This window comes from Spirillospora sp. NPDC127506, from assembly GCF_040302145.1.
Classification (GTDB): domain Bacteria; phylum Actinomycetota; class Actinomycetes; order Streptosporangiales; family Streptosporangiaceae; genus Spirillospora.
Genome location: NZ_JBEORG010000020.1, coordinates 76,536 through 94,784, shown reverse-complemented (window position 1 = coordinate 94,784; position 18,249 = coordinate 76,536). Strand labels below are relative to the sequence as shown.

The 18,249-nt window shown below is 71.5% G+C and carries 17 protein-coding genes; 13 read left to right on the top strand and 4 right to left on the bottom strand.

Translation table 11 applies throughout. The annotated features are described in order from the left end of the window. Nucleotides 1-41 precede the first annotated feature (41 nt). The 11 genes from ABTW95_RS20165 (at nucleotide 42) to ABTW95_RS20115 (ending at nucleotide 11,683) form a co-directional block, all read left to right on the top strand. Nucleotides 42-506, top strand: coding sequence for a single-stranded DNA-binding protein (locus ABTW95_RS20165; RefSeq protein WP_396445102.1), 465 nt, complete (start codon nucleotides 42-44; stop codon nucleotides 504-506). Nucleotides 507-927: 421 nt separating this feature from the next. Next, on the top strand, nucleotides 928-2,220 hold the full coding sequence (locus ABTW95_RS20160; RefSeq protein WP_396445101.1) for a sensor domain-containing diguanylate cyclase: 1,293 nt from the start codon (nucleotides 928-930) through the stop codon (nucleotides 2,218-2,220). A 145-nt stretch (nucleotides 2,221-2,365) separates the two neighbouring features. Then, the gene (gene ettA, locus ABTW95_RS20155) at nucleotides 2,366-4,030 is read left to right on the top strand and encodes an energy-dependent translational throttle protein EttA (RefSeq protein WP_396445100.1); all 1,665 of its coding nucleotides are present in this window, start codon (nucleotides 2,366-2,368) and stop codon (nucleotides 4,028-4,030) included. 445 nt (nucleotides 4,031-4,475) lie between these two features. Then, the gene (locus ABTW95_RS20150) at nucleotides 4,476-4,658 is read left to right on the top strand and encodes a hypothetical protein (RefSeq protein WP_500227069.1); all 183 of its coding nucleotides are present in this window, start codon (nucleotides 4,476-4,478) and stop codon (nucleotides 4,656-4,658) included. A gap of 339 nt (nucleotides 4,659-4,997) precedes the next feature. After that, complete coding sequence (locus tag ABTW95_RS20145; RefSeq protein ID WP_396445099.1) at nucleotides 4,998-5,486, top strand: RNA polymerase sigma factor; 489 nt, start codon at nucleotides 4,998-5,000, stop codon at nucleotides 5,484-5,486. Further along, nucleotides 5,470-6,117, top strand: a complete 648-nt coding sequence (locus ABTW95_RS20140; RefSeq protein WP_500227068.1) for a hypothetical protein — start codon at nucleotides 5,470-5,472, stop codon at nucleotides 6,115-6,117. The genes ABTW95_RS20145 and ABTW95_RS20140 overlap by 17 nt, the downstream gene beginning before the upstream one ends. Nucleotides 6,118-6,214: 97 nt before the next feature. Further along, nucleotides 6,215-7,726 carry an aldehyde dehydrogenase (NADP(+)) gene (locus ABTW95_RS20135; protein ID WP_500227067.1) on the top strand — a complete coding sequence of 504 codons (1,512 nt, stop codon included), beginning with the start codon at nucleotides 6,215-6,217 and terminating at the stop codon, nucleotides 7,724-7,726. Beyond that, on the top strand, nucleotides 7,723-9,051 hold the full coding sequence (locus ABTW95_RS20130; protein WP_396445096.1) for an enolase C-terminal domain-like protein: 1,329 nt from the start codon (nucleotides 7,723-7,725) through the stop codon (nucleotides 9,049-9,051). Before ABTW95_RS20135 ends, ABTW95_RS20130 begins: the two co-directional genes overlap by 4 nt. A 54-nt stretch (nucleotides 9,052-9,105) precedes the next feature. Then, nucleotides 9,106-9,537 (top strand): acyl-CoA thioesterase, encoded by a 432-nt coding sequence (locus ABTW95_RS20125; RefSeq protein ID WP_396445095.1) that lies wholly within the window; start codon nucleotides 9,106-9,108, stop codon nucleotides 9,535-9,537. After that, nucleotides 9,534-10,127, top strand: coding sequence for a GNAT family N-acetyltransferase (locus ABTW95_RS20120; protein WP_396445094.1), 594 nt, complete (start codon nucleotides 9,534-9,536; stop codon nucleotides 10,125-10,127). The genes ABTW95_RS20125 and ABTW95_RS20120 overlap by 4 nt, the downstream gene beginning before the upstream one ends. A 161-nt stretch (nucleotides 10,128-10,288) precedes the next feature. After that, nucleotides 10,289-11,683, top strand: coding sequence for a S28 family serine protease (locus ABTW95_RS20115; protein ID WP_396445093.1), 1,395 nt, complete (start codon nucleotides 10,289-10,291; stop codon nucleotides 11,681-11,683). A 135-nt stretch (nucleotides 11,684-11,818) separates the two neighbouring features. Here ABTW95_RS20115 and ABTW95_RS20110 read toward each other — a convergent pair whose 3' ends face one another. From ABTW95_RS20110 to ABTW95_RS20095, 4 genes are all read right to left on the bottom strand, one after another. Further along, complete coding sequence (locus ABTW95_RS20110; protein WP_500227066.1) at nucleotides 11,819-13,393, bottom strand: glycoside hydrolase family 13 protein; 1,575 nt, start codon at nucleotides 13,391-13,393, stop codon at nucleotides 11,819-11,821. Nucleotides 13,394-13,514: 121 nt separating this feature from the next. After that, a complete protein-coding gene (locus tag ABTW95_RS20105; protein ID WP_396445091.1) occupies nucleotides 13,515-13,910 on the bottom strand; it encodes a globin in 396 nt (131 codons plus the stop codon). 49 nt (nucleotides 13,911-13,959) lie between these two features. Beyond that, nucleotides 13,960-15,015, bottom strand: a complete 1,056-nt coding sequence (locus ABTW95_RS20100) for a mechanosensitive ion channel family protein (RefSeq protein WP_396445090.1) — start codon at nucleotides 15,013-15,015, stop codon at nucleotides 13,960-13,962. A gap of 217 nt (nucleotides 15,016-15,232) precedes the next feature. After that, nucleotides 15,233-15,517, bottom strand: a complete 285-nt coding sequence (locus ABTW95_RS20095; protein WP_396445089.1) for a hypothetical protein — start codon at nucleotides 15,515-15,517, stop codon at nucleotides 15,233-15,235. 413 nt (nucleotides 15,518-15,930) lie between these two features. Between ABTW95_RS20095 and ABTW95_RS20090 the strand changes: the two genes are divergently transcribed. Both ABTW95_RS20090 and ABTW95_RS20085 read left to right on the top strand, forming a co-directional pair. Beyond that, complete coding sequence (locus ABTW95_RS20090) at nucleotides 15,931-17,535, top strand: NsdA family TPR-like regulatory protein (RefSeq protein WP_500227065.1); 1,605 nt, start codon at nucleotides 15,931-15,933, stop codon at nucleotides 17,533-17,535. Nucleotides 17,536-17,541: 6 nt separating this feature from the next. Further along, nucleotides 17,542-18,132, top strand: coding sequence for a GNAT family N-acetyltransferase (locus tag ABTW95_RS20085; protein WP_396445087.1), 591 nt, complete (start codon nucleotides 17,542-17,544; stop codon nucleotides 18,130-18,132). The last annotated feature ends 117 nt before the right edge of the window (nucleotides 18,133-18,249 follow it).

Genomic DNA, 18,249 nt, shown 5'->3' with positions numbered 1-18,249 from the left:
CGCGCCACCGTTGACTCGTACGCGAGACAACGGAGGCCACAGTGAACGAGGCGCACGTGACCATCACCGGCTGGGTCGCGGCGGAGCCCCGCTACGCCGTCACGTCCAACGGAACCCCTTTCCTCTCCCTCAGGGTGGGCTGCACGCCCCGCCGCTTCGACCGCCAGACCAACCAGTGGCAGGACGACGAGCCCCTCCACGTGACGGTGAACTGCTGGCGCAACCTCGCGGAGAACGTCAACGCGTCCGAACTCCAGCGCGGCACGCCGGTCGTCCTGACCGGCCGCCTGCGCATCCGCCAGTACGAACGCGACGACCAGTGGCGCTTCTCCGCCGAGGTCGAGGCCATCACCCTCGGCCCCGACCTGAACCGGGGCACCGTCGACTTCCGCCCGGCCCAACGCAGCGGCCCCCTGACCGAAGAAGACCGCCGCCTGGCCCGAGAAACCGCCGACCAATGGGCCCTGACCGCCCCGGCGGAAGAAGACGAACCCAAAGCCGCCTGACCCCCGGGCGGCGCCCCGAAAGAAGAACGGCACCCGACCGCCGCCACTGCTGACGACGTGCCCGCTACCCGCCGGCGCACCCCTGAGGGATTTCCGATGCCGGGCCGTCGACGACCTCTGGTGCGTTGCCCGGCGGGGCTCGCCGGAGGGGCAAGGGATCGGGGGAGCGGGGGCGTGGCCGGCGCGGTCGCCGGTCTGCGCCCCCGCGCCATCGGGGTTTTGCGGCCTGGTCAGATCCAGGAAATGCCGCGCATGGCGATTTCCCCCTCAGGATGTGCCGAGCACCGCGATTCCGCGGGCCCTGATGCGGCTGACCGGAGCGGTCACCCGCATGTGCCTTCCCGAACGTACCTGTTTCACGCCCCTTCCGCACAGGTTGCAACTATCGTGTTACACAACGTGATTCGCGTAAGGGGGAAGGATGACGGCAGTGCAGTCGTCCGCCGAGGACCGTGGTGGGGAGCTGGCCCGCGGGCCCGGGCGCCGGGCGCGACTGGGGCGTCCGTCCCTGCTCGCGGTCTACGTGCCGGTGGTCGTCGCCGTCCATCTGGGGCTCGCCGTCGCGGGGCTGGTGGACACCCCGTTCCGGGGCTACGACCTGATGACGTTCGCGGCGCTGCTGGCGTCCGGGGCGGTGTGCATCGAGGCGACCCGGCGGCTCGGCATGCCGGCCGGCGTCGCCCGCGACCTGCTGTCGGCGTGGTGGCTGCCGGTCGCGCTGCTGCTGCCGCCGGTGTACGCGCTGCTGATCCCGCTGCCGGTGCAGGCGCTGCTCCAGTTCCGGGTGCGCCGGACGCTGATCTACCGGCGGGCGGTGGTCGCCGCGGCGCTCGGCATCGCCGGGGCGTGCGCGTCGGCGGTGTTCCACGTCGTGGTGCCCGAGCCGCTGGAGGGGGTGCCGCAGTGGGTCGTCGAGGCGTACCCGGGCATCCCGGCCGCCGTCGGCTGCGCGGCGCTGTTCACGGTGGTGAACACGGCGATCGTCGCGGTCGCGGCGCACGCGGCGAACCCCGAGAGCCGCTGGCGGGACGTCCTGTGGACGCGCGAGAGCCTGCTGCTGGACATCGTGGAACTCTGCGTCGGCATCCTCGTCGCGATCACCAGCGCCCTGTCGCTGGGCCTGCTGTTCCTGGCGCTGCCGCCGGTGATGCTGCTGCAGCGCAGCCTGATGCACCAGCAGTTGCAGGCCGCGGCCCGCACCGACGCCAAGACCGGCCTGCTGAACGCGGCGGCCTGGCAGCGCGAGGCCGACACCGAGCTGTCCAGGGCGCAGCGCACCCACGACGCCGTGGCGCTGCTCCTGATCGACATCGACCACTTCAAGCGGGTCAACGACACGCACGGCCACCTGATCGGCGACCAGGTCCTCGTGGGGGTGGCCAGCACCCTCTGCCACCAGCTGCGCGACTACGACGTGGTGGGACGCTTCGGCGGTGAGGAGTTCGTGGTGCTGCTGCCGGGCGCCGACACCGTCGAGGCGTGCCGCGTCGCGGAACGCCTCCGCGGCCGCGTCCGCAGGCTGGCGGTACCGGCCGAGGAGGGCACGGTCACGGTCACGGTGTCGGTCGGCGTCGCGCTGTTCCGCACCCACGGGCAAGACCTGCTGGAACTGCTGGCCGCCGCCGACCTGGCCCTCTACCGCGCCAAGTCGTCCGGCCGCGACCGAGTCTGCCTACCGGCCCTGGAGGGCCCCAGGGCCTCCGGCAGCCCCTGACCCCCGCCGCTCGGCCGGACCCGCGCGAAGCACGTCCGGCGTGCGGGGTCCGCATGCTCTCCAGCCTCGGTGACGGTCCCCGGTACGGGGGGTGCCTGGGCTTGAGGCGACCAAGCGGTGCTCGGAACCCCCTAGTCTTGGGGATATGGCCGAGTACATCTACACGATGCAGCGTGTGCGCAAGGCACATGGCGACAAGGTCGTCCTGGACGACGTTACCCTGCATTTCCTACCGGGCGCGAAGATCGGCGTCTTGGGGCCGAACGGCACCGGTAAGTCGACGCTGCTGCGGATGATGGCCGGTCTTGAACAGCCCTCCAACGGCGACGCGCGTCTCATGCCGGGTTACACCGTCGGCATGCTCCAGCAGGAGCCCCCGCTGAACGAGGAGAAGACCGTCCTCGGGAACGTGCAGGAGGGCGTCGCCGAGACCAAGGCGATGCTCGACCGGTTCAACGAGATCGCCGAGAAGATGGCGACGGACTACTCCGACGAGCTGATGGAGGAGATGGGCAAGCTGCAGGAGCAGCTCGACCATCGCAACGCGTGGGACCTCGACAGCCAGCTCGAGCAGGCGATGGACGCGCTGCGCTGCCCGCCCGGCGACGCCGACGTCACGAAGCTGTCCGGTGGTGAGCGTCGGCGTGTCGCGCTGTGCAAGCTGCTGCTTGAGGCTCCCGACCTGCTGCTGCTGGACGAGCCCACCAACCACCTGGACGCGGAGAGCGTCCAGTGGCTGGAGCAGTTCCTCGCCAAGTACGAGGGCACTGTCCTGGCGGTCACCCACGACCGGTACTTCCTCGACAACGTCGCGACCTGGATCCTGGAACTGGACCGGGGCCGCTGCTACCCCTATGAGGGCAACTACTCCACGTACCTGGAGAAGAAGGCCGACCGGCTGAAGGTCGAGGGCAACAAGGACGCCAAGCGCAAGAAGCGCCTGCAGGAAGAGCTGGAGTGGGTCCGCTCCAACCCGAAGGCGCGGCAGACGAAGAGCAAGGCCCGTCTGGAGCGCTACGAGGAGATGGCCGCCGAGGCCGCCAAGACCCGCAAGCTCGACTTCGAGGAGATCCAGATCCCGCCGGGTCCGCGCCTCGGCAACACGGTGATCGTCGCCGAGAAGCTGAGGAAGGGCTTCGGCGACCGCGTCCTCATCGACGACCTGTCGTTCAACCTGCCCCCGAACGGCATCGTCGGCATCATCGGCCCGAACGGCGTCGGCAAGACCACGCTGTTCCGCATGATCGTCGGTGAGGAGCAGCCGGACGCGGGCGAGCTGCGGCTCGGCGAGACCGTCAAGATCGCCTACGTCGACCAGGGCCGCGGCGGCATCGACCCGAACAAGACGGTGTGGGAGGTCGTCTCGGACGGTCTCGACCACATCAACGTCGGGCAGGTCGAGATGCCGTCCCGCGCCTACGTCGCCGCGTTCGGCTTCAAGGGCCCCGACCAGCAGAAGCCCGCCGGCGTCCTGTCCGGTGGCGAGCGCAACCGCCTCAACCTGGCGCTGACCCTCAAGCAGGGCGGCAACGTCCTGCTGCTGGACGAGCCGACCAACGACCTGGACACCGAGACCCTCTCCAGCCTGGAGAACGCGCTCCTCGAATTCCCCGGCTGCGCCGTGATCACCTCGCACGACCGGTGGTTCCTGGACCGCATCGCCACCCACATCCTCGCGTGGGAAGAGGGCGCGAACTGGTTCTGGTTCGAGGGCAACTTCGCCGACTACGAGAAGAACAAGATCGAGCGCCTGGGCGCCGACGCGGCCCGCCCGCACCGCGTGACCCACCGCAAGCTCACCCGCGACTGACCGCGCCGGCGGCCGCGTGATCCCCGAGACCACGCGGCCGCCGCACCGCACCACCCCCCGGCGACGCGCCGCGAGAGCCCACCCCCTTCACCGCATGCCGTCCCGCCCGCCGACGGCTATCACGCGCCCGCGATCTGATGCCGGCCGCTCCGGGGGGCACATCCACCCGCACCGACCACCCCGGTGTTCACGGGATTCGCCGGAACCACCCGCGGCCAGCGTGTGCGAAGCGCCCACACCCGCCCACTGCGGTTCTCCGTGGCCGGGCCGCCAAGTGCCGGCCGCGCTCGCGGTGCCGTTGCCGCCCGCACTGCCGTGTCGCCAATCGACCGCTGACCGGCGGTCTTGGTGGTCGTGGGGTATTCAGCTCGCTGTGCGGTCGGCCGTGCACGCAGCATCTCTGGCATCCCAGAGTGGTGATGCTGTGGACGGGTTGGCTAGCCAGGTGGGGGTCGCGCTGGTGGTCGCATGCTGCGTGCTTGGCCGTGTTGTCGATCCACTTGTGACCGGCGGTCTTGGTGGTCGTGGGGGTATTCAGCTGATCGTGTGGCCAATGGGCGCGAGCGAACTCGGCCGTCTCGCTGTGGTGATGCTGTGGAATGCCGCCGCTTGGGCGATTCTGACCTGAACTGCTGGGCTTCGGTGCGGCATGGCGCCCCAAGGTCGTGTTGGTTGATGGGTGGTATTTGGGGTGGGGAAATGGTTTGGGGTGGAGTTGGGGGAATGTCGGGTTCGGGGGTTGTTTGCCAATTTTGTGATGATCTTTACTCGGGAGTATCAGGGCTGGTGGGCGGGGGTAGGGGGTGACCTGTTGGTCATTGCTGAGGGTGATCAGTGGTGAGGGTGCAGGTCGCCGGTGCCTTTGAGGTGATGTTGGCGATTGTGAGCTCCGGTGGCAGCCATATGCGTAAGACTGGGGTGAACGTTGTTCCCGCGTTCCACAAGGAGCTTTCGTGGGGGAGGCGCAGTGAACGATGAGCGGGAGTCGGTGACGTCGTTTCCCGCGTTCCACCGGCACTGGACGCCGCGGCTCACCGGGTATCTGCGGGCCCAGACGGCGGACGGGCGGTGGGTCGAGGACATCGTGCGGGAGAGCCTGCTCGCCGCGCGGTGCCGGTGGGACGAGCTGGTCACGTGCGAGCGGCCCGGCGTCTGGCTGTTCCGGATCGCGACCACCATGCTGCGGCGCTGGCAGGCGAAGGCGCGGGAGCAGTGCACGTCGCTGGACGAGATGGTCGCGGGCGAGGCGCCGGAGACGGGCGTCATGGCCGCGGTGCGGAGCCTGCCGCGGCGGCAGCGGGAGGCCGTCGCGCTGCACTGCCTGCTGGAGTTCCCCGTGCCGGACGTCGCGGCCATCCTCGATGTGAGCGAGGACGCCGCGGCGCTCCATGTCGACCGGGGGCGGCGGAGGCTGGACGGGCTGGTCCGCGAGGTGTGCCGTGAGTCGGCGTTGTGAGCCCGGCGGGTTGGACGCGGTCCTGGCGGCCGAGGCGGCGGCGCTGGACGACGGCGAGTTCGCCGTCGGGCTCGCCGAGGTGGAGGAGGAGTTCCGGCGCCGGCAGCGCGACGACATCGCGCGGGCGCGGCACGCGTCGTTCGTGGAGTCGCTCGAACTGGACCGGGCCGCCTACGAGCTGGCGTGCCGCCATGAGGCGGACGGGGAGCTCGGGGAGGCGGTCCGGTGGTACCGGATCGCGGCCGGCAACGATCACGCGGACGCCGCGCTGCGGCTGGGGCGGACGCTCGACCGGCTCGCGCGCGCCCGGGGCCGCGCGGAGCTGCACCTGGTCACCGAGGCGGCGCAGGCGTACGCCGAGTCCTACGCGGCCGGGTATCCCGAGGCCGCCGACCGGATCGACGAGATGCTCGCCGGATACGCGTGCGGGCGGGAGTCCCCGCCGCAGGCGATGGCGTGCCACCGGGTCCACGATCTCGCGGCGGTGGACGGGGTGCTCAGCGAGGAGCGGATCCGGGAGCTCAGCCGGCACGCCGCGCGGTGCGTGCCCTGCCTGGCGGAGTTCGTCGCGCTGCTGAAGAGCGCCTCGGCCGCGCTGCCGTCCGGTGGAGTGGTCGACCCGTACGAATGATGCCCGCCGCGCATCGAACAATGCGTTTTTCGTGTTGGACAGGTATCGATTCCGTCTCCTATCGTCCGATTCGGACCCCACGGAGGAGGACGGACCCTTGCCGCAGCTCACCGGACGCATGGTGATCGGCTTCGACCGCGTCGCCGGCACGGGGAGGGCGATCACCGCGGTCGATCCCCGGACCGGTGACGGCCTCGGTCCCGAATACCGCTACGGCGACGAAGGCGATGTGGCCCGCGCCTGCGCCCTGGCGGAGGAGGCGTTCGACGCCTACCGCGCGACGAGCGCCGACCGGCGTGCCGCCCTCCTCGATGCGGTCGCGGGCAGGCTGGACGGCCTCACCGGTGTGCTCGTCGAGCGAGCCATGTCCGAGACGGGCCTCCCCGAGGCGCGGCTGACCGGGGAGGTCGGCCGCACCACCGGGCAGCTGAGGCTCTTCGCCGACGATCTGCGCGCCGCTGCCGTGAACGGTTCGCTGGACGGTCTCCGCGAAGGCGACCGGCCGGTCCTGAGCACCGACCCCGCGAACGAGGGCGGGCCCGAGATCAGGCAGGGGCGGGTGCCGCTGGGGCCGGTCGCCGTCTTCGGCGCGAGCAACTTCCCGTTCGCGTTCTCGGTGGCGGGGGGAGACACCGCGTCGGCGCTGGCGGCGGGATGCCCCGTTGTCGTGAAGGCGCACGACGCCCACCCCGGGACGTGCGAGCTGGTCGGGGAGGCGGTCTCCGAGGCCGTCCGGGAGGCGGGCCTGCCCGAGGGCGTGTTCTCGATGCTGTACGGGGACGGCCCCACGCTCGGCATCGCGCTCGTCACCGATCCGCGCATCCAGGCCGTCGGGTTCACCGGGTCGCGCAAAGCGGGCCTCGCGATCGCGCGGGCGGCGGCGAACCGGCCGCGCCCGATCCCGGTCTACGCGGAGATGAGCAGCGTCAACCCGGTGTTCCTGCTCCCGGACGCCCTGGCGGCCCGCGCCCGCGAGCTGGCCGAGGGGTTCGCCGGGTCGGTGACGCTCGGCGCCGGGCAGTTCTGCACCAACCCCGGGCTCGTCTTCGCGGTCAAGGGCCCGCACCTCGACGCGTTCCTGGACGAGGCCGCGAAGAGGATCGCGGCCGACCCCGGCGCGCCGATGCTCACCCCGGGCATCGCGAGCGCCTACGCCGAAGGCGTCCGGCGGCTGGAGGGCCGTCCCGGCGTGGAGATCGTCGCGCGCGGGCGGGCGCCCGGCGCGGCGGCCGGCTGCCGGGCCGCGCTCGCCGCGGTGGACGCCGCGGACTTCGGCCCGGATCTGGAGCAGGAGATCTTCGGCGCCTGCTCGCTGGTCGTGCGCTGCGCCGACCTCGACCAGGTCATCGAGACGGCGCGCGGGCTGGAAGGGCAGCTCACCGCGACGATCCACGGCGCGGGTGACGACGCGGCGCGGCTGCTGCCCGTCCTGGAGCGCCTGGCCGGGCGCATCGTGTGGGACGGCTGGCCCACCGGCGTGCGGGTCGGGCACGCGATGGTCCACGGCGGGCCGTTCCCGGCGACGTCCGACGCGCGCACGACATCGGTGGGGAGCCTGGCCGTCGAGCGGTTCCAGCGGCCGATCGCCTACCAGGGGGTTCCCCGATGAGCACGCCGGTCGTCACCGGGATGCGGGTCGTGCCCGTCGCCGGCCGCGACAGCATGCTGCTCAACCTGGGCGGCGCGCACGGGCCGTTCTTCACGCGGAACCTGCTGCTGCTCACCGACTCGTCGGGCGGCACGGGCGTCGGCGAGGTGCCGGGCGGCGAGGGCATCCGGCGGACGCTGGAGGACGCGCGGGAGCTGATCGTCGGCAAGCCCATCGGGCGGTCGGACGAGATCCTGAACTCCGTCCGGGCGGCGTTCGGCCACCTCGACGCGGGCGGGCGCGGCCCCCTCACGCACGACACGCGGATCACCGTGCACGCGCTGACCGCGATCGAGTCGGCGCTGCTCGACCTGATGGGCCGGTTCCTCGGCGTGCCCGTGGCGGCGCTGCTCGGCGACGGCGTCCAGCGCCGGACGATCCCGATGCTCGGCTACCTCTTCTACATCGGCGACCGGAACAAGACCGACCTTCCGTACGAAGCTCCCCCGGAGGGCGCGGACGGCTGGTTCCGCGTCCGGCGCGAGGAGGCCATGACGCCGGACGCGATCGTCCGCCAGGCGGAGGCGGCGCAGGAGCGGTACGGGTTCGCCGACTTCAAGCTCAAGGGCGGCGTCCTGCGCGGCGACGAGGAGGCCGAGGCCGTCCGCGCGCTGGCCGAGCGGTTCCCCGGCGCCCGCATCAACCTCGACCCGAACGGCGCGTGGTCGCTCGACGAGGCGATCCGGATCGGCACCGCGCTGAAGGACGTCCTCGCCTACGCGGAAGACCCGTGCGGCGCCGAACTCGGCTATTCCGGACGCGAGACGATGGCGGAGTTCCGCCGCGCGACCGGCCTGCGCACCGCCACCAACATGATCGCGATCGACTGGCGCGAGCTGGGCCACGCGATCCGGCTGGACGCGGTCGACATCCCGCTCGCCGACCCGCACTTCTGGACGATGCGCGGCTCGGTCCGCGTGGCGCAGCTCTGCGAGGCATGGGGCCTGACCTGGGGCTCGCACTCCAACAACCACTTCGACGTGTCGCTGGCGATGTTCACGCACGTCGCCGCCGCGGCCCCCGGCGAGATCACCGCGATCGACACGCACTGGATCTGGCAGGACGGCCAGCGCCTCACCCGGGACCCGCTCCAGATCGTGGACGGCGCGATCGACCTGCCCGACCGCCCCGGGCTCGGCGTCGAGATCGACGAGGAGCGGGTGGAGGAGGCGCACCGGCTCTACGTCGAGCACGGGCTGGGCGATCGCGACGACGCCGCGGCGATGCGGTACCTCATCCCCGGCTGGACGTTCGACCGCAAGCGCCCCTGCCTCGTCCGGGACTGAACCCTCGCGGGTAGCATCGGGCCGACCCCGGTTCCCTATATCCCAGGCGAGGACATGCAGCGGACGCCCCCGGCCGAGTACCGGCACGTCTACGAGTTCAACATCCGGTTCGGCGACATCGACTCCCAGGGCCACGTGAACAACGTCAAGTTCCTCGGCTACCTGGAGGACGCGCGGCTGGAGATGTTCCACGGCGACCCGGTGCGCAAGGGGGAGCAGCCCGTCCGCGGCATGGTGATCTCGCGGCACGAGATCGACTACCGGATGCCGCTGCTGCCGACCGTGTACCCGATCAGGGTGGAGACGTGGGTGACCGAGGCCCGCGCCGCGTCCGTCAAGCTCGCCTACGAGGTGCGGGACGACGAGAACGTGTACGCGGAGGCGACCTCGACGCTCGTCGCGTTCGACGTGGAGGCGAACCGGCTGCGGCGCTGGACGCCGCAGGAGCGGGAGTTCATCGGACGCTACGTGGCGCCCCGCGCATGACGGCGCTGGCCGGGCAGCCGCCCGCGCTGGACCGGCGCCGGACCGGGGTGCGGATCCGCGTCGTCCGGATGGCGGACGCGGACGCGCTCGCGGCGCTGGTCCGGGAGAACCGCGAGTACCTGCGCCCCTGGGAACCGGAACGGGACGAGTCGTACTTCACCCTCGACGGCCAGCGCGACAACCTGCACGACCTCATCGAGGCGTACGCGATGGAGGAGATGTGGCCGGGCGTCATCCTGGTCGACGGTGAGATCGCCGGGCGGATCACGCTCAACAACATCCTGCGCGGTCCCCTCCAGAGCTGCTTCGTCGGTTACTGGGTGGCGCGCGCGCACGCCGGCCACGGCGTCGCCACGGAGGCGTTGAGGCAGGCGCTGGACGCCGCCTTCGGGGCGCTGCGCCTGCACCGCGTCGAGGCGTTCACGCGGGTCGACAACCATGCGTCCCAGCGCGTCCTGCTGAAGAACGGTTTCACCGCCGTCGGAACGGCCCGCCGCCACATTCACCTGGACGGACGCTGGCATGACGAGCGCCTTTTCGAATGCCTGGCGCCGTGGGACGACGGAGTGTCCCCGAATCCGCCGGCCTGAGCGGTGTTCCGGCCACCCGTCCGGTGACAACCGGCGCGTCACGGATAGATAACAAGCGATACAGCAATCCGTTTTAGGCCCTCTTCTCCCTCTAGTGTCGCGACGCGAATGTGGAGAACCCACGTGAAAGGGGCACAATGCGGCGCGTCTCACGAGGAGCGATGGCACTGCTGCTCGCCGCCGGAATGACCGGGGCGGGCGCCACGGCTGCGCAGGCGTCGATCACCGCGCGGGCGGGTGCGGCCCAGGCGGGCGACATTCTCGCCCAGCTCAAGGCGATTCCCGGAATGCAGGTGACGGAGAAGGCCTCGACGATTCCCGGCTACCGCTGGTTCTGGCTGGAGTACCGCCAGCCCGTCGACCACCGCAGGCCGTCGGGCCAGTGGTTCGAGCAGCGCATCATGCTGCAGCACAAGTCGGCGGACAAGCCCATGGTGCTCTACACCAGCGGCTACAACACGCCGGAGGTGATGTTCACCTCCGAGCCGACGGCGCTGGTCGACGGCAACCAGATCTCGGTCGAGTACCGCTACTTCACCCCGTCCCGCCCGGAGCCGACGGACTGGAAGAAGGACACGATCTGGCAGGCCGCCACCGACGAGCACCGGCTGATCCGCGCGCTCAAGACCATCTACAAGGGCAAGTGGATCTCGACGGGCGCGAGCAAGGGCGGCATGACGGCCGTCTACCACAAGCGCTTCTACCCCCATGACGTGGACGGCAGCGTCGTGTACGTCGCGCCCAACGACGTCAACAACAACGACGACCACGCCTACGACCAGTTCTTCAAGACCGTCGGCGACGACCCGAAGTGCCGCGCGCACGTCAAGGCGCTCGCCCGCGAGTTCCTCAAGCGCCGCCCCGCGATGCTCAAGCGCTTCAAGGCCGCCGCCGACGAGCAGGGCCTGACCTTCACGATCCTGCGCACGCAGGACCGCGCGTTCGAGAACTCGGTGATGGACTACGAGTGGGCGTTCTGGCAGTACAGCCTCCAGTCCGACTGCGCGTCACTGCCGCCGGTGGACGCCTCGGACGACGAGCTGTACCAGACGCTCGACACCATCTCCGGGCTGTCGTTCTACAGCGACCAGGGCCTCGCGCCGTACATCCCGTACTACTACCAGGCGGGCACGCAGCTCGGCTGGCCGTCGCCGAAGTTCAAGCACCTGAGGCCGCTGCTGCGGTACGAGAGCAGCTACCAGCCGCGCACCTACGTCCCGCGTGACATCCCCATGCGGTTCGACCGCGGCCGCGCCATGCGCGACATCGACCGCTGGGTGCGCCACAACTCCGACCACATGCTGTTCCTGTACGGGGCGAACGACCCGTGGGGCGCCGAGCCGTTCACCCTCGGCCGGGGCGCCCGCGACTCGGCCGTCTACGTCGCGCCCGGCATGAACCACAGCGCCCGCCTCATCGCCAGGCTGCCCGCCGACGAGCAGGCCGCGGCGGTCGCGGACGTCAAGCGCTGGGCGGGCGTCGAAGCCGGCGTCCAGACCTTCAAGGCGGCCCCGCGCGCCGACGACCCGCTCCAGCTGCAGCGCCCGCCGCTGTAGCAGGACGTCGCACCGGCGAAGCTCGCGGTGCGCCGGCTGTGCGCTGACCCCTGGCACAGCCGGCGCACCGCGTCGCCGTCTCCGGAGCGCCGCCGGACCCGTGGTGCTCACTCGGCCGGTGCCGCACGCGCGGTGCTACTCGGGCGGTGCGAGCCAGGCCGAGGTGTTGCCGGGGAGCAGGTCGCCGTAGAGCGGGGCGCTCGTCAGGAGCGGGGTGCCCGGCGGGAGCCGCACCGGGTTCTCCCCGCAGTTGAGCGCGCACGTGAGCGGGCCGCGCCGGAAGAACAGGGCCGTGTCGGGGGAGTCGAGCCACTCCAGTTCCTCCGGCAGGTCGCCCGCGAGGCGGCGGCGCATCGCCAGCGCGCCGCGGTAGTACGCCAGCATGGAGGACGGGTCGGACGCCTGCGCCTCCACCGTCATGGACGCCCAGTCGCGCGGCATCGGCAGCCACGGCCGGACGCCGCCGGGAGAGAACCCGTACGGCTCGGCCCGGCCCGACCACGGCAGCGGGACGCGGCAGCCGTCCCGCCCGGCGAGCTCCCCGTTCGTGCGCTCGAAGATCGGGTCCTGCCTGGCCTCGTCCGGGAGGTCCTTCACCTCCGGCAGGCCGAGTTCCTCGCCCTGGTACAGGTACGCCGACCCCGGGAGCGCCAAGAGCAGCAGGAGCGCCGCCCTGGCCCTGGCGCGGCCGATCCCGGGGAAGCTTCCCGGCTGCTCGTAGCGGGTCACGTGCCGGATGGAGTCGTGGCTGGACAGCACCCATGTGGGCGCGGCGCCGGTGGGCGCGACGGCCTTCAACGCGGCGACTATCACGTCATGGAACGCCGGCGCCGACCACGGAGCCAGTTGCAGGTCGAACTGGAAGACCTGGTGCAGTTCGTCCGGGCGCAGGTAGAGCGCGAGGTCCTCGGGGCCGTCCGTCCACACCTCGCCGATGGCCATGCGGTCGCCGTCGTACCCGTCCAGGATCCGGCGCCAGCGGCGGTACACGTCGTGGACTTCGGGACGGCTGTAGATCGGTCCGTTGAGGACGCGGCGGTCGTTCGGGCCGAGGTCGCGGAGCGATTCGTCCTTGAACAGGCCGGCGGCCACGTCGATGCGGAAGCCGTCCACGCCGCGGTCGAGCCAGAACCGCAGGACGTCCTCGAACTCCTGCCGGATCTCCGGGTTGCGCCAGTTGAAGTCGGGCTGCTCGCGCGCGTACAGGTGCAGGTACCACTCGCCGTCGTCCACCTGAGTCCAGGCCGGGCCGCCGAACGCCGACGGCCAGTCGTTCGGCGGCCGCTCCTCGCCGGGGCGCCCGCCCGGCTTGCCGGGGCGGAAGATGTAGCGCGACCGTTCGGCCGACCCGGGCGGCGCGGCCAGCGCCTCCTGGAACCAGCGGTGCCGGTCGGACGAGTGGTTCGGGACGATGTCGATGATCAGCCGCAGGCCGTGCGCGTGGACGTCCGCGACGAGGGCGTCGAAGTCGTCGAGCGTGCCGAACCGGGGGTCGACGTCGCGGTAGTCGGCCACGTCGTAGCCGCCGTCCGCGAGCGGGGACGTGTAGAAGGGGGTGAGCCAGAGCGCGTCCACGCCGAGGTCGCGCAGGTGGCCGAGCCGCGACCGGATCCCCTGGAGGTCGCCCTCGCCGTTCCCGTCGGAGTCGGCGAAGCTGCGGACGTAGACCTCGTACACGACGGCGTTGCGCCACCACGGGATTCGCGTCATACAGCCCGATCTACCCGGATACGCGGGACCGGTCACGTGACCGCGTCACATGCGCGCGCCGCGCGGGCGCGTACACGGGCGCCCGGCCGGGCGCGTCATACGGGCGCGCCGTGCGGGCGTGTCACATGGGCGCCTGGCTGGGCGCGTTCACCAGGCTCCGCGCCGCCATCAGGAAGTAGTCCCAGAGCTGCTTCTCCAGCGGCTCGGGCAGGCCGAGCTCGTCCACCGCGACCCGCATGTGCTTCAGCCACCGGTCGCGCTGGGCCTCGTCGATGACGAACGGCACGTGCCGCATCCGCAGCCGCGGATGCCCGCGCCGCCGGCTGTAGGTGTTCGGGCCGCCCCAGTACTGCATCAGGAACAGGCGCAGCCGCTCCTCCGCGGGGCCGAGGTCCTCCTCCGGGTACATGGGCCGCAGGTCGGGATCTTCCGCGACGCCCTGGTAGAAGCGGTGCACCAGCCGGCGGAAGGTCGGCTCACCGCCGACCGCCTCGTAGAAAGTCACCTGTTCAGCCATAGCGCTCCCCACCATATGTGAGATGCGTCCCGGTCCTCACCTTGATCGCTTACGACGCCGGCTTGGCCACCGCGATGCCCGCCTCGTCGAACGACCGCTTCACGCGCTCGCGCAGCGCGCGGGCGATCTCGCCCTGCTTGCCGGGCGCGGTCTTGAGCACCACCCTGATCACGATGGCGTCGCCGGCGAGGGCCTGCACGCCCCACACCGACGGCTCCTCCAGGATGAGGTCCTTCCACGCGGGGTCGCCGGCCATCCCGTCGGCGGTGGTCTGGAGGATCTCCTTGACCTTCTCGGTGTCCTCGTGGATGTCGACGGGGATGTCGAGGACGGCCCGCCCCCAGTTCTGCGACTCGTTGCCGACCTGCTTGATCTCGCCGTTGGGGACGTACCAGACGACGCCGTCGACGTCCCGCATCCGGGTGACCCGCAGCGTGACGGCCTCGACCGTCCCCTTGGCGCTGCCCACGTCGATGTAGTCGCCGACGCCGTACTGGTCCTCCAGCAGCATGAACAGCCCGGCGAGCAGGTCCTTGACGATGTTCTGCGCGCCGAACCCGACCGCGACGCCGATCACGCTGGCGCTGGCCAGGATGGGCGCCAGGTTGAGGCCGAGCGAGCCGAGGATGCTGAACAGCGCCGTCCCCATGATCAGGACGGACGCGATCGAGCGCAGCACCGAGCCGAGCGTCTGCGCGCGCTGGGCGCGCCGCTTGTTCAGCAGGGCGGGGCTGCCGTCGAAGACCGTCCGGGCGCGCTCGCGGGCCCGCTCCGACATCGTCCCCTCGGCCATCCGCAGCGTGATCTTGGTGATCATGCGGTGCGCGATGTTCTTCACGATCAGCGCGACGACGAACGTGACGATGATCCACAGAAGCGTGGTGAGCGGCTTGTCGAGCCACGTGGCGAAGAACTTCGTGAAGCCCCTGTTGTGTGAGACGTTCCACACGAGCCGGCACGCGGTGGTCGGCGTGGGGTCCCCGCAGGCGGTCTCCGGGGTGCCCTTGTCGGCCCAGGGCAGCGCCCCTCCGGCGAGCGCCGGGACGTGCGAGGCGAGCGATACGGCGAGCGGCGATCCGGCTAAGGACGACGCGGCGAGTGACATTGTGCAGACCCTCCCCGGCCATTCTGGTGCATGGCCGCCACGACCGTGGACTCGCGGCACCGAAACGAGGCCGATCGCAGGGGACGGTTCCGACCGCTTCGCGCGGTGCCGGCCGCGGCGGCGCGGACCGGCCGGGGAGGGGCTGTCGGGCGAGCGTGTCCCGCGGGCCGGCGGCTGCCGCGCCGTTCCGGCCGCGGACCGCGGGACACGCCCGGTCTCAGGGGAGCGGCTGGAGCACGCGCGCCAGTTTCATGGCGGCGCCGCCCACGTCGTCCACGCGGTGCATGCGCTCGCCCCACGACCACCAGAAGTAGTGGTCCTTCGTCTCGGGGGCCGGTGCGCAGGTGACGTCCTCCGCGAGGCTCGCGGCCTCCGGGTTCACGACCCGCAGGAAGGCCGGCCCGGAACGGGTGCGGACGACGCGGGCGACGAGGCCCTGCGTGTCGAGTGCGTGCTCCAGCTCTTCGAGGTAGCCGACGCGTCTGTCGCTGACCACCTTCACACCCCCTCCATGGGCGAGCACCGTGCGCGGACCGGACCGGGCGGAAAGATCGACTCTCCGGATCCGTCCGGTCACTCCCGGCGAGAATTGCAACTCTCACACTGGCGGGTCAAGAGAGCGGCCGTCCGGCGAAGTACCGGATTACCCCACCTCAGGGGAAGGGTCCTCTCCCGTGGAGGAAGAATCTCTACCCGCGGGGGGCGGGGTGTCTCCCGGCCCTCACCTCTTCACCGAAACCGCTTGGCGGCCCCCGTGACGGGGGTTACGCTGCGTGCGCGAGAGATTATCTGTCGTGGCCATCTAGTGACCGGTCGCCGTGGCAGGGACGACCCCCTCCCCCCCGGGGGCGGCGTCCCGGCACGACGGTGAGGAGGCCGGAGTCGATGTCGGATCCCCCCCGTAAAGAGACGGAAGTGGCCCGTCGGATCCGCGCGCACGCTCTGGCCCGCGGCCGCACCCCGGTACAGATCGCGCAGGAGATCCACGAGCAGTGCGCGCCGCTGTTCGGCACCAGCCGGATCAAGGCGCACCGCCTCGCCCACGGCGTCGCGCTGTCCGACATCGTCGCGCAGGTCAGGGCGCTCTACGAGGTGGACGGCAAGCCGCCGCCCCGGCTGGGGGAGACGCTGCTGTCCGCCTACGAGAGCGGGTACAAAAGACCCGGTCCCGAGTACCTGCACTACCTGTGCGCCGTCTACCGGGTCGAGCCGGACGCGCTCGACTACCGGAGCCCCTGCATCTGCGGCCGCGGCCACGCCGGCCGCACGGCCGCCCCGAGCGTCCCCCGGCCGCGCGCCCCGGAAGGGCGTGCGGCGCCCGACCCCGACGCGCTCGTCGGGGCGATCGTCCCCAGGGCCGACGACCGGCCCTGGGTAACCGTGACCGATTTACGGGGCCCCGACCGCGCCGAAGGCCCCCAGACCATTGATGTGGGAGAGGAGGACATCGTGCTTCGCAGAACCCTTCTGCAACTCCTGGCCGGAGCGGGCGTGGCGCTCGACGGCCAGTTCCTCGGGGCCGTCGACAACCTGCGCCGCAAGATGGACGACACCCTCGTCGGCGCGACCGTCTCGCCGACCATGCTCGACCAGTGGGAGGAGACGACCTACGGCTACGGCCGGCAGTATCAGGCGACCCCTTCGCTGCGTATGCTCTGCGACGTCCTGCTGGACTTCAGCGAGGTGCGGCGCATGTGCGACAAGCGGCAGCCGGTCGAACTCCAGGAGCGGCTGTGCCGGGTCGCCGCGCAGCTGTCCGGGCTGTCCGGCCTGATCATGATCAATCTGGGCGACCACCGGCTGGCCCGCTCGTTCTTCCGCACCGCGCGCACCGCCGCCGACGAGACCGGCGACCGGCAGCTGCGCGCCTGGGTGACCGTCCGCGAGTCCCTCGTGCCGATGTACTACGGCGACCCGCGCGAGGCCCTGCACCTGGCCCGCAAGGCCCAGGACCTCGCCGGCCGGACGCCCGGCGTCGCTGCCGCCATGGCCCCCGCCGTGGAGGCCCGCGCGCTCGGCATGCTCGCCATGCGCGGACGCGGCGACGCCGCCCCCAGCGCGCGCCGCGCCCTCGTGCGCGGACGCTCGGTTTTCGACCAGTTGTCCAAGACCGACACCTCCGACCTCGTGTTCGGGTTCACCGACCGGCAGATGGCCTTCTACGAGGGCGACACCTTCACCAACCTCGGCGACCACAAGCACGGCGACGAGGTGCTCAGCCACGCCCTCACCCTCTATGCGCCCACCGACCGCGTCGACCTGACCCTGGTGCGCCTCGACCGCGCGATGTGCAAACTCCACGCGGGCCATCCCGACGCCGCGCTGACGGCCGGGCGCGAGGCCATCCACGACCTGCCGCCCGACCACCGCTCCGACATCCTCGTCCACCGCGCCCGCCAGATCGGCGCGGCCGTCTCGGCCAAGTACGGCGAGATCACGGAGCTCAAGGACTTCTACGAGGCGCTCGCCGGCCCCTCGGTCAAGAGCCCGGCCGCCGTCCCCCCGTCCGAGCAGGTCTGACCCAGGATGAGCAGCACGTTCTCGCAAGGCCACCTCGACCGGCTCCAGGACGAGCCCCCCGTGTGGCGCTTCGGCGACCTGCGGATCCGCCGGTACCGCCCCGCCGACCACGGCGTCGTCCTGGCCCTGCACCGGGAGGGCCTGGCCCAGGTCGGCCTGCGCCCCGGCGACGGCGTCTACTACGACCACGACTTCTTCCGCATGGAGGACATCTATCTCCGCAACGACGGCGAGTTCCTCGTCGGCGAGCTCGGCGACGGCATCGTCGCGATGGGCGGCCTGCGCCGCGCCGACCTCATCCCCGGAGGCCACGCCCGCGCGTTCGGCGGCTACGCCCCCGGCGCGCCCGCCCTGGACGCCGTCGAGATGGTCCGCCTGCGCGTCCTGCCCGCCGTGCAGCGCCGCGGCTACGGCGCCGCCGTCGTGCGCGCCCTGGAGGAGCGCGCCGCCGAGTACGGCTACCGCGTCCTCCGCGCCGACACCACCGAGCTCCAGGCCCCCGCCCTGGCCCTCTACCGCAAGTTCGGCTGGACGGAGACCCGCCGCGAGACCATAGGCGGCATCGTCAACATCTACCTGGAGAAACCCCTCCGCTGACCCCCCGGAGCCCTCGGGGCCGCAACGAACGCGACCCCCTCCTGGAGGCTTCCCAACCCCAGGAGGGGGCCGATCATCCGCACGGGGTACCCCGTGCGTGTTCTTGGGGGAGCGTAG

Coding starts and splice junctions, on each gene's coding strand:
- ABTW95_RS20110 (WP_500227066.1), bottom strand. CDS start 13,393: ATGACGCGAATCCCGTGGTGGCGCAACGCCGTCGTGTACGAGGTCTAC.
- ABTW95_RS20100 (WP_396445090.1), bottom strand. CDS start 15,015: ATGTCACTCGCCGCGTCGTCCTTAGCCGGATCGCCGCTCGCCGTATCG.
- ABTW95_RS20085 (WP_396445087.1), top strand. CDS start 17,542: ATGAGCAGCACGTTCTCGCAAGGCCACCTCGACCGGCTCCAGGACGAG.
- ABTW95_RS20130 (WP_396445096.1), top strand. CDS start 7,723: ATGAGCACGCCGGTCGTCACCGGGATGCGGGTCGTGCCCGTCGCCGGC.
- ABTW95_RS20115 (WP_396445093.1), top strand. CDS start 10,289: ATGGCACTGCTGCTCGCCGCCGGAATGACCGGGGCGGGCGCCACGGCT.
- ABTW95_RS20120 (WP_396445094.1), top strand. CDS start 9,534: ATGACGGCGCTGGCCGGGCAGCCGCCCGCGCTGGACCGGCGCCGGACC.
- ABTW95_RS20160 (WP_396445101.1), top strand. CDS start 928: ATGACGGCAGTGCAGTCGTCCGCCGAGGACCGTGGTGGGGAGCTGGCC.
- ABTW95_RS20125 (WP_396445095.1), top strand. CDS start 9,106: ATGCAGCGGACGCCCCCGGCCGAGTACCGGCACGTCTACGAGTTCAAC.
- ettA (WP_396445100.1), top strand. CDS start 2,366: ATGGCCGAGTACATCTACACGATGCAGCGTGTGCGCAAGGCACATGGC.
- ABTW95_RS20105 (WP_396445091.1), bottom strand. CDS start 13,910: ATGGCTGAACAGGTGACTTTCTACGAGGCGGTCGGCGGTGAGCCGACC.